Source organism: Ciceribacter sp. RN22 (assembly GCF_024054295.1).
GTDB classification, from domain to species: domain Bacteria; phylum Pseudomonadota; class Alphaproteobacteria; order Rhizobiales; family Rhizobiaceae; genus Allorhizobium; species Allorhizobium lividum.
In genome coordinates this window covers 738,134-750,653 of record NZ_JAMXLD010000002.1, presented here as the reverse complement: position 1 = coordinate 750,653, position 12,520 = coordinate 738,134, and the positions used below count along the sequence as shown (strand labels likewise).

Here is a 12,520-nt window from a genome sequence, read left to right as displayed (position 1 = left end):
CCGAAGGTGTCGCAGGACTTGCCCTTGGTCCACTGGCCGGCGCGCTCGGTCTGGAAGGCGCGCTCGGAGACGTCGTGGGAGACGCAGTAGCCGGCGACGTAGTCGAGGGCGTCGGCCTCGGAGACGTATTTTGCGGTCTTGCCGATGACGACGCCGAGCTCGACCTCCCAGTCGGTCTTTTCCGAGCCGCGGGGGATCTGGACATCGTCATTGGGGCCGCAGATGGCGGACGTCGCCTTCATGAAGATCACCGGCTCGGGTGGCACGGCCATGCCGCTCTCGGCGGCATGGTCGGAATAGTTGAGCCCGATGCAGATGAACTTGCCGGTGCCGGCAACGCAAGCACCGATGCGGTCCACGGCAAGTTCCGGAAGGCTCGCCGGGTCGATCGTCGCGATCTCTTGAAGGCCTTCGGGGGAGATGGCCGCACCGCCGATATCGGCGACATGGGCGGAGAGATCGCGGACCTTGCCGTCCTTGTCGAGGAGGGCCGGCTTTTCCTGGCCGGGCGGGCCGACGCGCATCAGTTTCATGGGAGTTTCCTTTCGAATTCGCGGCCGGGCCGCTCCTTGGTTCTTTGTTGTTCGCAATGCCGGACGGAAAACCGCTTCACACTTTTCCTGGCATTGCTCAGATCGTCCAGCCGCCGTCGATGGCGTAGGCCTGGCCGGATGTATAGGTGGCGGTCGCGAGATAGACGGCGAGGTCGGCGATTTCTTCCGGGGTTCCGAGCCGTCCCATCGGCTGGCGGGCGATGAAGGCGGCGCGCGCCGTCTCGTAGTCGCCCTGCGCCTTCATGCGCTCCTGCAGCGAGGGGCTTTCGACCGTGCCGGGGCAGATGGCATTGCAGCGGATGCCTTGCGCGACGAAGTCGGCGGCGACCGACTTGGTGAGCCCGATGACGGCGGCCTTGGTCACGGTGTAGGCGCAGCGGTTGGGCACGCCCTTCACGCTAGAGGCGACGGAGGCCATGTTGATGATCGAACCGTCACCCTTCTCGATCATGCCGGGCAGCACGGCGCGGATGGTGCGGATCATGGCGCGGACGTTGAGATCGAAGGCGAAGTCGAGGTCCTTGTCGGCCATGTCCAGCACGGTGCCGGAATGGACGAAGCCGGCGCAGTTGAAGAGGACGTCGAAGGGCCCGGTCCCGGCGACAACCTCTGTCACGGCGGCGTCCTTCAGGACGTCGAGCACGCGGGTCTCGACGGCGAGCCCTTCCGCCTTCGCCTCTCCGGCGAGGCTCTCGAGCGCCCCCTCATTGATGTCGGTTGCGACCACGCTCGCGCCCGCCCGCGCAAAGGCCAGCGCACTCGCACGGCCAATCCCCTGGCCAGACGCCGTCACAAGGGTGCGTTTGCCGTCGAGAAGCGTCATGTCGAGATCCCCATGGTTGGTGCGGCATTGTCAGACCACCTGATGCTTCGTCCGTCAAGATCGGGAAGGGTCCCTGCGGTACGTTTCATGGGGCTCGCTGGGCTTTGCGGGAGACACCCGTGCCGCAAAGTTCAAAGCCGAACGATGCGGTGAAGAACCCATCTGTTCTGATAGTGATTTTGGGGCTTGAACCGTCGCCGGATTTGGCCCTACGATCCGAGCCACCGCGCCGGAGAGTGCTGTCGTGCTCCGGCGACAGGCGGTTGTCATCCGCGCGACCGTTAATCCATCGCTTTGCTTTCCAATGGGAATTTCGCTTCATGGAACTGGTGTTCGACGGTCACAACGATGTCCTCCTGCGGCTCTGGAGGGCTAAGGCGGCCGGAGCAGACCCGATTGCGGAATTCGTCGACGGGACCAGCCACGGGCATATCGACGGGCCGCGCGCGAAAGTCGGCGGTCTCGCTGGCGGTCTGTGCGCGATCTACATTCCGAACACGGCCGATTTCGCGCTGAAGGCGCCGGACGCGAACGGGCATTATGCGACGCCGCTCGCAGAACCGCTGGAGCGGGCACCCTCGCTTGACGTGGCGCTCGCCATGGCCTCGATTGCCGTCAATCTCGATCGGGCCGGCGCCTGGCGGCTCTGTCGCTCGACGGCGGAGATCCGTGCTACCCTCGAGGCCGGCGTCTTCGCCGCCGTCATGCACATGGAGGGTTGCGAGGCGATCGGCGAGGATCTCTCCGCGCTCGACGTCTTCTACGCGGCGGGGCTGCGCTCGCTCGGGCCCGTTTGGAGCCGGAACAATATCTTCGGCCATGGTGTGCCCTTCGCCTATCCGATGTCGCCGGACACCGGCCCGGGTCTTACAGACGCCGGTTTCGAGCTCGTGCGCACCTGCAATCGCCTCGGCATCCTGATCGACCTTGCCCATATCACCGAGCAAGGTTTCTGGGACGTCGCGAAGACGACCGACCAGCCGCTCGTCGCCAGCCATTCCAACGCCCATGCGCTGACGCCGGTCGCCCGCAATCTCACCGACCGCCAGCTCGATGCGATCAAGGAGAGCCGAGGCCTCGTCGGGCTGAACTACGCCGTCACGATGTTGCGGTCCGACGGGCGGGACGATGCGGAGACGCCGCTTTCCGATATGGTGCGGCACGTCGACTATCTCGTCGAGCGAATGGGCATCGACTGTGTCGCTCTCGGATCGGATTACGACGGTGCGACGATTCCGGCTGAAATCGGCGATGCGGGCGGCACCCAGAAACTCGTTGCGGCTCTGAAAGGCGCCGGTTACGGTGACGAGGAATTGGCGAAGATATGCCGGGAGAACTGGTTGAGAGTATTGGCTTCCGCCTGGCACGAATAGGTGGGAAGCCCTGATAGGCAAAGCACAGAAAACAGGGGAACAGACATGTCCGGAATGCTGAACAAGCGCATGCATATAATGACGACCACTGCCGCTCTCGCGCTACTTCTGGCAGGTGTGCCGCAGGCTTTCGCTGCGACCCCGGCGGATACGCTGGTCGAGGGCTGGGCCATCGACGACATCATCACGCTCGATCCGGGCGAAGCCTTCGAGATTTCGACCGCGGAAGTCACCGCCAACAGCTACAGCAAGCTGGTCAGCCTCGATCTCAATGACACCTCCAAGGTCGTGGGCGAACTCGCCGACAGCTGGACGATTTCAGACGACGGCCTCATCTATACGTTCAAGCTGAAGCCGGGACTGAAGTTCGCCTCTGGCAACCCGGTCACCGCGGAAGACGTCGCCTTCTCCTTCGAGCGGGCCGTCAAGCTCGACAAGTCGCCGGCCTTCCTGCTGACCCAGTTCGGGCTTACCGGCGACAACGTCACGGAAAAGGCGAAGGCTGCCGACGAAACCACCTTCGTGCTGACCGTCGACAAGGCCTATGCGCCGAGCTTCGTCCTCAACGTGCTGACCTCCACCGTCGCATCCGTCGTCGACAAGAAGGTGGTCATGGAACACGCCAAGGCGATGACGCCGACGGACGAGTACAAGTACGATACCGATTTCGGCAACGAGTTCCTGAAGACCGGCTACGCCGGCTCCGGCGCGTTCAAGATCCGCGAATGGCGTGCCAACGAAGCCGTCGTTCTGGAGCGCAACGACAACTATTTCGGTGAGAAGCCGCCGCTTGCCCGCGTCATCTATCGCCACATGAAGGAAAGCGCCGGTCAGCGCCTGGCGCTCGAGAACGGCGACATCGACATTGCCCGAAACCTCGAACCGGGTGACTTCGAGGCGGTGTCGAAGAAGGGAGGCATTGCCACCACGTCGGCGCCGAAGGGGACGCTCTATTACTTCAGCCTCAACCAGAAGAACGAGACGCTGGCGAAGCCCGAGGTTGTCGAGGCCTTCAAGTACCTCGTCGACTACGATGCGATCGGCGAGACCCTCATCAAGGGGATCGGCCAGATCCACCAGACCTTCCTGCCTGCCGGCCAGCTCGGCGCGCTGGACGACAAGCCCTACACGCTCGACGTCGCGAAGGCCAAGGAACTGCTCGCCAAGGCCGGAGTGCCGAATGGCTTCACTGTCACCATGGATGTCCGCAACACGCAGCCGGTGACCGGGATTGCCGAAAACGTCCAGCAGACGCTGGCGCAAGCCGGCATCAAGCTCGAGATCATTCCCGGCGACGGCAAGCAGACGCTGACCAAGTATCGTGCGCGCCAGCACGACATCTATATCGGCCAGTGGGGTTCGGACTATTTCGACCCGAACTCGAACGCCGAAACCTTCACCTTCAACCCGGACAACTCCGACGCCGGCACGAACAAGACGCTTGCCTGGCGCAATGCGTGGGATCCGAAGGACCTGTCGACCAAGACGCAGGCCGCTCTCCTCGAGAAGGATTCCGCCAAGCGTGCCGCCGTCTATGAGGAGTTGCAGAAGGAAGTTCTCGCCCGCGGTCCGTTCGTGATGCTCTTCCAGCAGATCGAGGTCGCCGGCTATTCCGACAAGCTGAAGGGTTTCAAGCTCGGCCCGAGCTTCGACACCAACTTCGTCTACACGATCTCCAAGGAATAGACGGCCTTGGCCGCAATGGAGAACAGAACCGAGGCGCGGCGTGCAAGGGCAGGCGCCTCGGACTTTGCCCTGTCGTTCATGAAGTTCGTGCTGACGGTCGCGACGACTTTCCTCGGTCTTCTCGCCGTCACCTTCTTCATCGGCCGCGTCGTGCCGATCGATCCGGCGCTCGCCATCGTCGGTGATCGGGCGCCGGCCCATGTGGTGGAGCGTGTGCGCGAGGAGCTCGGGCTCAACCTGCCGCTCTACCAGCAGTTCGTCATCTATGTCCGGCAGGCCGTGACGGGCGATTTCGGAACGTCCGTGCTCACCACCAATCCGGTGATGACCGACATCGCCCGCGTCTTTCCTGCGACGATCGAGCTTGCGACCGTCGGCACCATCATCGGCGCCGTGCTCGGTGTGCCGCTCGGCGTGCTCGCCGCCGTCCGGCGCGGATCGATCGCCGACCAGATCGTCCGCGTCATCGGCCTTGTTGGCTATTCCGTGCCGATCTTCTGGCTGGGGCTGCTGGCGCTCGTTCTCTTCTACGCGAAGCTCGGCTGGGTGGCGTATCCGGGCCGGGTCGACATTGTCTACGAATACAGCTTCACGCCGGTCACCGGCTTCTTCCTCCTCGATGCGGCCATGCAGCGGCAATGGGACGTGCTGTGGGACCTCTTCCGCCACATCATCCTGCCCGCTGCGCTGCTCGGCTATTTCTCCCTCGCCTACATCAGCCGCATGACCCGCAGCTTCATGCTGAACGAGCTCTCCCAGGAATATGTCGTCGCGGCGCGGGCGAAGGGCCTCTCCGAGACCCGGATCATCTGGTTCCATGCGCTGCGCAATGCCGCCGTGCCGCTGATCACCGTGATCGCGCTTTCCTATGCGGGGCTGCTCGAAGGCTCCGTGCTCACGGAGACGATCTTCTCCTGGCCGGGGCTCGGCCTCTACATCACCAACTCGCTGCAGAACGCCGACATGAACGCGGTGCTGGGCGGCACGATCGTCATCGGTTCCGTCTTCATCGGGATCAACGTCCTGTCGGACGTTCTCTACCACGTGCTCGATCCGAGGACCCGCAGCCGATGAATACCAACGACACGATCATCAAGCCGACGCTCCGTGAATGGCTGCTTTCCGACAGGCCGCAATCGCGCCGACAGGCACGGCTCGGACGCCTTTACGTGATCTGGAGCCGCTTCGCCGAGAACCGTCTTGCGGTGGCGGGGCTCCTGATCCTCTTCGGCCTGTTGTTCGTCGCGGCTTTTGCGGCCGTGCTCGCACCGCATTCGCCGGTGCAGGGCGATTTGCGCGGCGCGCGTCTTCTACCTCCGGGCTCGGCCGGCTATCTGCTCGGTACCGACGACCAGGGGCGAGACATTCTCTCGCGTCTCATCTACGGCTCGCGGCTCACGCTCTTCGTCGTCGTGCTCGTGGCGGTCATCGCCGCGCCGGTCGGCCTTCTCGTCGGCACCATCTCCGGCTATGCGGGCGGCTTCGTCGACGGGGTGCTGATGCGGATCACCGACATCTTCCTCGCCTTCCCGAAGCTCGTCCTGGCGCTGGCGCTGGTTTCGGCCCTCGGGCCGGGGATCGAGAATGCGGTTCTGGCGATCGCCGTCACCTCCTGGCCGCCTTATGCGCGCATCGCGCGGGCGGAAACCATGACGTTCCGGAATTCCGACTATATTTCCGCAGTGCGGCTTATGGGGGCCTCCCCGGCGCGCATCGTCACCCTGCACATCATGCCGCTCTGTCTCTCATCGCTCATCGTGCGCGTGACGCTCGACATGGCCGGGATCATCCTGACGGCCGCGGGCCTCGGCTTCCTCGGCCTCGGAGCGCAGCCGCCGCTTCCCGAATGGGGGGCGATGATCGCCTCCGGGCGGCGCTTCATCCTCGACCAGTGGTGGGTCGCGGCCATGCCGGGTGCCGCGATCCTCATCGTCAGCCTCGGCTTCAACCTGCTCGGTGACGGGCTGCGCGATGCGCTCGACCCGAGAGAGGCCGGCCAATGACGCCGCTTCTCGAAATCCGCGACCTGAAGGTCGGCTATCCGACGCGCAACGGCCTCGTGGAGGCAGTGCGTGGCGTAAGCTTCTCGCTCGGCAAAGAGCGTCTCGGCATCGTCGGCGAATCCGGGTCGGGCAAATCGCAGACCGGTCGCGCGATCATGGGCCTGACGCCCCGGCATGCTCGGCTCTCGGCCGAGCGGCTGCGCTTCGGCGACATGGACCTTCTTTCGGTGCCGTCGCGGCAGCGGCGGGCGCTTCGCGGCAAGAAGATCGCGATGATCCTGCAGGATCCGAAATATTCGCTGAACCCCGTGATGACGATCGGCCGCCAGATCGTCGAGACCTTGCGGACCCACGAACCGGTTTCGAAGGCCGAGGCACGCGATCGGGCGCTCGCGATGCTGGAGGCTGTGCAGATCCACGATCCGAGTCGCGTCTTCGATCTCTACCCGCACGAGATTTCCGGCGGCATGGGCCAGCGGGCGATGATCGCCATGATGCTCGTCTGTGGCCCGGAACTCTTGATCGCCGACGAGCCCACCTCGGCGCTCGACGTGACGGTGCAGCTCGACGTGCTGGAAATCCTCGACAAGCTGGTCTCCGAGCGCGGCATGGGGCTGATCTTCATCTCGCACGACCTACGCCTCGTCTCGTCCTTCTGCGACCGCGTGGTCGTCATGTATGCGGGGCGGGTGGTCGAGGAGCTGCAGGCCTCGCGGCTCTCCGAGGCGCAGCATCCCTATACGCGGGGGTTGCTCAACTGCCTGCCGCAGCTCGACCGCGACCGGCATCCGCTGCCGATCCTCGAACGCAAGGCGGAGTGGGCACTATGACCGCTGCACTGTCGATCAAGGACATGACCGTCACCTTCGACGGCTATCGGGCGCTCGCCGGCGTCAGTATTGACGTCGCTCCGGGCGAATCCTTCGGCATCGTCGGCGAGTCCGGCTCGGGGAAATCGACGCTCCTGCGGGCGATCGCCGGCCTCAACCATTTCGACGGCGGCTCGCTCGACGTCGACGGTCGTCGCTATACCGGCCAGCGCCGCGACCCGGAATTCTACCGCACCGTCCAGATGGTCTTCCAGGACCCTTACGGCTCGCTGCATCCGCGCCAGACGGTCGACCGGCTGCTGCTCGAGCCGCTAGCGATCCACGACTTTGCCGACACGGAAGCGCGGATCGCCCGGGCGCTCGACGAGGTCGGTCTCGGTTCCGGCTTTCGCTTCCGTTTCTCGCACCAGCTTTCCGGCGGCCAGCGGCAGCGTGTCGCGATCGCCCGCGCGCTGATCGTCGAGCCGAAGGTGCTATTGCTCGACGAGCCGACCTCGGCGCTCGACGCCTCGATCCAGGCGGAAATTCTCAACCTCCTCGAACAGACCCGACGGGACCGGAACCTGACCTTCGTGATGGTGAGCCACGACCTTGCCGTCATCAGCCACATGTGCGAGCGGCTGGTCGTGATGCGCGACGGCGGCGTGGTCGAAGAGCTTTCGGTCGAAGACCTGAGGCAGCGCGCTATCGGCGCGGATTACACCCGCCAGCTCTTGACGGCGAGCGAGGGCTTTCGGCGCGAGGCGTAGCGTAGTGCCACCTTACGACAATACTGGACCTGTCTGCCGACCCGCGAGAACCGCAAGCGCCTCGTCGGCGATCACCTGTTCCTCGTCGGTCGCGATGACGAAGACCTTCGTGCGGCTCTCCGGCGCGCTGACCGTTTCCGCATTGATGGCGTTGGCCCCGTCATCGAGCGCGACGCCGAGGAAGGCGAGCCGGTCGCAGACCGCATGCCGGATCGCCGGCTGGTGCTCGCCGATCCCGGCGGTGAAGACGAGCGCGTCGAGGCCACCGATCGAGGCCGAAAGCCTAGCGACTTCGCCGGCGATGCGGAAGGTGAAGACGTCGAGCGCCTCGCGGGCTTCCGGCCGGTCGCTTTCGAGCAGGACCCGGCTGTCGGCGCTGATCCCGGAGAGGCCGAGCAGGCCGGACTTGTGGTAGAGCAAGTCTTCGACCTCTTCGCGGTTCATGCCCTTCGTCCGCATCAGGTGGAAGAGGACACCGGGATCGATCGCGCCGCTGCGGGTCGCCATCGGGATGCCGTCGATCGTCGAGAAGCTCATCGAGCTGTCGCGGCTCTTGCCCCCGCTGACGGCGCAGAGGCTCGCGCCGCTGCCGAGATGGGCAATCACCGTGCGGGCACCGGCGAGGTCGGGCCGGCGGCGGGCAAGCTCGGCGGAGATGAAGGCGTAGGAGAGGCCGTGGAAACCGTAGCGCTTGATGCCATCCTCGTAGAAGCGCCGGGGAATGGCGAAGCGACGGACCACCGGTTCCTGGCCGGCATGGAAGGCGGTGTCGAAGGAGGCCGTCTGCGGAAGGTCCGGTCTGAGGTCTGCCACCGCGCGGATCAGCCTTACGTTCTGCGGCTGGTGCAGGGGGGCGAGCGGAGAGAGCGCGTCGATTGCCTCGATCGTGGCATCATCGAGCAAGACGGGTCCGTGGAAGCTGTCGCCGCCGTGGACGACGCGGTGGCCGACCGCCGATACCGCATTCAGGTCGAAATGGTTTGCGAGCCAGCCGAAGGTTTCGTCGAGCACCTCGTGCAGGACATCGCCACCTTCGGCCTCCAGCGGAACGTCGAAGGTCTCCGGTCCTTCGACGAGATGGAAGGTCAGCGGCTTGTGGCGGAAGTCGATCATGCCCTTGCCGATGCGGCGGGCCTTGCCGTTCTCGCGCAGGAAGAGGCCGATCTTCACCGTAGAGGAGCCGGCGTTGAAGGTGAGCAGCAGCTTGCCCGTCATTGGCAGGGCAGCCCCTGCGCCGACCGGCGGGCCGCCATCAGCTTGGCGAGAGCCGCCGAGGCGATCCGCACCTTCAGGCTGTCCGAGCGGCTGGTCAGGATGATCGGCACGCGGGCGCCGAGGACGAGGCCGGCGGCATCCGCGCCGGCGAAATAGAGAAGCTGCTTGGCGAGCATGTTGCCGGCTTCGAGGTCTGGCACCAGCAGGATGTCGGCCTGCCCGGCGACGGGGGAGACGATGCCCTTGGTTCGGGCAGCGTCGAGGCTGATCGCGTTGTCGAAGGCGAGCGGCCCGTCGACGCGGGCGCCGGTGATCTGGCCGCGCGCCGCCATCACCGTCAGGGCGGCTGCATCCAATGTCGCCGGCATTTTGCCGTTGACGGTCTCGACCGCGGCGAGCACGGCCACCCTCGGTTCGAGATTGCCGAGGAGGTGCAGGAGATCGACGGCGTTCTGGCAGATGTCGCGCTTTTGTTCGAGCGTCGGCGCGATGTTGATCGCCGCATCCGTGACGACGAGCAGCTTCGGATAGGCCGGCACGTCCATCACATAGGCATGGCTGATCCGCCGCTCGGTGCGCAGCCCGGAGTTCAGCGCGACGACGGCCCCCATCAATTCGTCGCTGTGAAGGCTCCCCTTCATCAGGATGGCGACCTTGCCCGCGACCGCCAGCCCGACGCCCAGTTCGGCCGCAGCATGGCTGTGTTCCGCGCACACGATCTCGAAGCCGTCGAGCGCGACGCCGCCTTCCGCCGCGGCGGCGCGGATTTTCGCCTCCGGTCCGACCAGCACCGGATCGAGCAGCCCTTCGTCGCGGATTTCGGCGGCGGCGCGGATCGTTTCCGGCGAGCAGGGATGGATGACCGCGACCTTCAACGGTGGCGATCGCTTCGCATCGGCGACGATCGTGTCGAACTGGTCCTGATGCTGGGCCGCTGCAGCGATCAGCGAGGGCAGCACGGCGTGCGGCCACTCGACCCGCTCGAATCGGGTGATGACGGTCGCGAGCCCGGAAAGCACCTCCTCGCCCCTCTGGTTCATGCAACGGGTGTCGAGGACGACGATCTGCTTGTCTGTCCGCTTCTCGATCACGCTTACCGTCGCGGTGATCGTGTCGCCGGGCGCGACGGGTTTGTGGAACTTCAATTCCTGTCCGAGATAGATGGTGGCGCCGGCCGGCGGGCGGCCGCCATCCGCCGCAGAGGCCGCGGACCAGATCGCCCGGGCGATGACCTCGCGGACGAAGTCCCTCGCCGAAAAGGCGCGGTCGCCTTCTGATGTAACGTCGGATTCAACCGTGCGCTCGACGATGGCGCTGTCGCCGACCGCGATTTCGTCGAAGGTCCGGTTCGTCAGGAGCGGGCTGTTCATCGCGGCCTCATCGTTCGAAGACATAGGTTCCGGGGGCCGCTTCGAGCGGCGGATAGCCGCGCTCCGGAGCCCCGATAGCCGGTGGCGCGACCCTGGACGGGGAAGAGCGGGCGGCAAGCCAGTCCGACCAGCGCGGCCACCATGATCCGTCCTCGGACGCCGTGTCGCGCAACCATTCCCCGGTCCCGATGCAGGGGTCTGCTGCGGCTTTCGTCGTCATGCGGAAGTGGCGGTGCGGGTGACCTGGCTCGCTGACGATCCCGGCATTGTGGCCGCCGCTTGTCAGGACGAAGGTGACTTCGGTGTCGGCGAGCGCATGGATCTTGTAGACCGATCGCCATGGCGCCACGTGGTCGCGCTCGGTTCCGACCGCGAAGATCGGCACGCGAATGTTCTGCGGAGCGGCCGGATGATCGCCGACCATGTAACGCCCGGCGGCGAAGTCGTTGTCGAGGTAGAGGCGCTGCAGGTATTCCGAATGCATGCGGAAGGGCATGCGGGTCGAATCGGCGTTCCACGCCATGAGGTCGTTCAGCGGCTGGCGTTCGCCCATCATGTAGTCGCGCACCACCCGTGACCAGACGAGGTCGTTCGACTTCAAGAGCTGGAAGGCGCCGGCCATCTGGTCGGCGGAAAGATAGCCGCGGTTCCACATCATGCTTTCGAGGAAGTGCAACTGGCTGTGGTCGATGAAGAGCGCGAGCTCTCCGGGCTCGGTGAAATCGATCTGGGCGGCGAGCAGGGTCACGGAGGCGAGGCGGTCGTCGCCCGCGCGCGCCATGGCGGATGCCGCAATCGAGAGCAGCGTGCCGCCCAGGCAATAGCCGGTCGCGTGGATCTTGCGGTCGGGGAGGATCGCCTCGATCGCGTCGAGGGCCGCCATCACGCCATGCTCGCGATAATCGTCGAGCCCGAGATCCCGGTCGGCGGCGGTCGGATTGTGCCAGGAGATGCAGAAGACGGTGTGGCCGCGGTCGACCAGGTAGCGGATGAGTGAGTTCTGCGGCGAAAGATCGAGGATGTAGTATTTCATGATCCAGGCCGGCACGATGAGGATCGGCTCGGCATGGACCGTCTCCGTCGTGGGCGCGTACTGGATGAGTTCGATCAGCCGGTTGCGATAGACCACCCGCCCAGGGGTCACGGCAACCGTCTCGCCCGGTACGAACTCCTCCGTACCGGCGGTCGGTCGGCCGGTAAGCCGCCGGTTGGTGTCATCGACAAGATTGCTGAGACCGTCGACGACGTTCATCCCTCCCGTCTCGGCGGTTCTCTTCAGGACGTCGGGATTGCTCCAGGCGAAATTCGAGGGAGAGAAGACGTCGAGCATCTGGCGGGCGGCGAAGGAGATCACATCCTCATGGTGGGGCGTCACACCGGGGACGTCGTTGGTGACGTTGTGCCACCATTGCTGGTTCAGCAGGAAGGTCTGGGAGAGGATATTGAAGGGGAAGTGTTTCCAGCCTTCGCTCGCGAAACGGTCGTCGCCGGGCAGTGGCTCTATGCAGGGAGGCGTCTGCGGGTCGGTGGCGCAGGCGGCGAGATGGACGGCGAGCCGATTCGACTTGCGCAGCGCCTTGTCCAGAAGCTCCAGCCGCTTTCCCGGTGCCATGGCGAGATGCGTTGCCCAGTCGAAAACGGCGAGCGAGAGCGCCGCCGGCGAGAGCCCGCCGGTCATCGGCGCCATCAGCGCCTCGGTCATCCGGTTGAGCGCGGCAAAGGCTTCGGCTTCCGAGGCCTCGTCGGCGCCGAGCGCCGAGAGCGTCGCATCGAGATCGACCGGGAAAGGCTCGGGCGTCTTGATCATGCTTTCTTTCGGCACGCGAAACTCCTCGCTCTGCACGGCAGTCATTGTCGCTCCGGTGCGGGAAGCCGGGCCTGATATCGCATCGGCAGTATAGCCCAGCGTCCGCAAAC

Annotated in this window: 11 protein-coding genes; 6 read left to right on the top strand and 5 right to left on the bottom strand. The window is 65.2% G+C overall.

Features of this window, described 5'->3' with window-relative positions; genetic code table 11:
- On the bottom strand, positions 1-533 hold a 533-nt coding region (locus NHF53_RS18545), incomplete at its 3' end, for a fumarylacetoacetate hydrolase family protein (RefSeq protein WP_252836002.1).
- A 97-nt stretch (positions 534-630) separates the two neighbouring features.
- The gene (locus tag NHF53_RS18540; RefSeq protein ID WP_252835529.1) at positions 631-1,377 is read right to left on the bottom strand and encodes an SDR family oxidoreductase; all 747 of its coding nucleotides are present in this window, start codon (positions 1,375-1,377) and stop codon (positions 631-633) included.
- A gap of 320 nt (positions 1,378-1,697) precedes the next feature.
- Here NHF53_RS18540 and NHF53_RS18535 point away from each other — a divergent pair, with 320 nt between their 5' ends.
- From NHF53_RS18535 to NHF53_RS18510, 6 genes are read left to right on the top strand one after another with little or no spacing between them, the layout of a single operon-like run.
- On the top strand, positions 1,698-2,750 hold the full coding sequence (locus NHF53_RS18535; RefSeq protein WP_252835528.1) for a dipeptidase: 1,053 nt from the start codon (positions 1,698-1,700) through the stop codon (positions 2,748-2,750).
- 45 nt (positions 2,751-2,795) lie between these two features.
- Positions 2,796-4,436: an ABC transporter substrate-binding protein gene (locus tag NHF53_RS18530; RefSeq protein ID WP_252835527.1), complete on the top strand. Its 1,641-nt coding sequence runs from the start codon at positions 2,796-2,798 to the stop codon at positions 4,434-4,436.
- A gap of 15 nt (positions 4,437-4,451) precedes the next feature.
- Entirely contained in the window at positions 4,452-5,510 is a 1,059-nt protein-coding gene (locus tag NHF53_RS18525; RefSeq protein WP_374591276.1) for an ABC transporter permease, read from the top strand.
- Positions 5,507-6,439 carry an ABC transporter permease gene (locus NHF53_RS18520; RefSeq protein WP_252835525.1) on the top strand — a complete coding sequence of 311 codons (933 nt, stop codon included), beginning with the start codon at positions 5,507-5,509 and terminating at the stop codon, positions 6,437-6,439. The genes NHF53_RS18525 and NHF53_RS18520 overlap by 4 nt, the downstream gene beginning before the upstream one ends.
- Positions 6,436-7,269, top strand: coding sequence for an ABC transporter ATP-binding protein (locus NHF53_RS18515; protein WP_114364354.1), 834 nt, complete (start codon positions 6,436-6,438; stop codon positions 7,267-7,269). Before NHF53_RS18520 ends, NHF53_RS18515 begins: the two co-directional genes overlap by 4 nt.
- Positions 7,266-8,018, top strand: coding sequence for an ABC transporter ATP-binding protein (locus tag NHF53_RS18510; protein ID WP_252835524.1), 753 nt, complete (start codon positions 7,266-7,268; stop codon positions 8,016-8,018). Before NHF53_RS18515 ends, NHF53_RS18510 begins: the two co-directional genes overlap by 4 nt.
- A gap of 12 nt (positions 8,019-8,030) precedes the next feature.
- On the opposite strand, the gene NHF53_RS18505 is transcribed toward NHF53_RS18510, so the two are convergent.
- The 3 genes from NHF53_RS18505 to NHF53_RS18495 are packed head-to-tail and all read right to left on the bottom strand — an operon-like array spanning position 8,031 to position 12,410.
- The gene (locus NHF53_RS18505) at positions 8,031-9,233 is read right to left on the bottom strand and encodes an acetate/propionate family kinase (RefSeq protein ID WP_252835523.1); all 1,203 of its coding nucleotides are present in this window, start codon (positions 9,231-9,233) and stop codon (positions 8,031-8,033) included.
- Positions 9,230-10,603: a bifunctional enoyl-CoA hydratase/phosphate acetyltransferase gene (locus NHF53_RS18500; RefSeq protein WP_252835522.1), complete on the bottom strand. Its 1,374-nt coding sequence runs from the start codon at positions 10,601-10,603 to the stop codon at positions 9,230-9,232. The genes NHF53_RS18505 and NHF53_RS18500 overlap by 4 nt, the downstream gene beginning before the upstream one ends.
- A gap of 7 nt (positions 10,604-10,610) precedes the next feature.
- On the bottom strand, positions 10,611-12,410 hold the full coding sequence (locus tag NHF53_RS18495; protein ID WP_374591273.1) for a PHA/PHB synthase family protein: 1,800 nt from the start codon (positions 12,408-12,410) through the stop codon (positions 10,611-10,613).
- Positions 12,411-12,520: the final 110 nt, after the last annotated feature.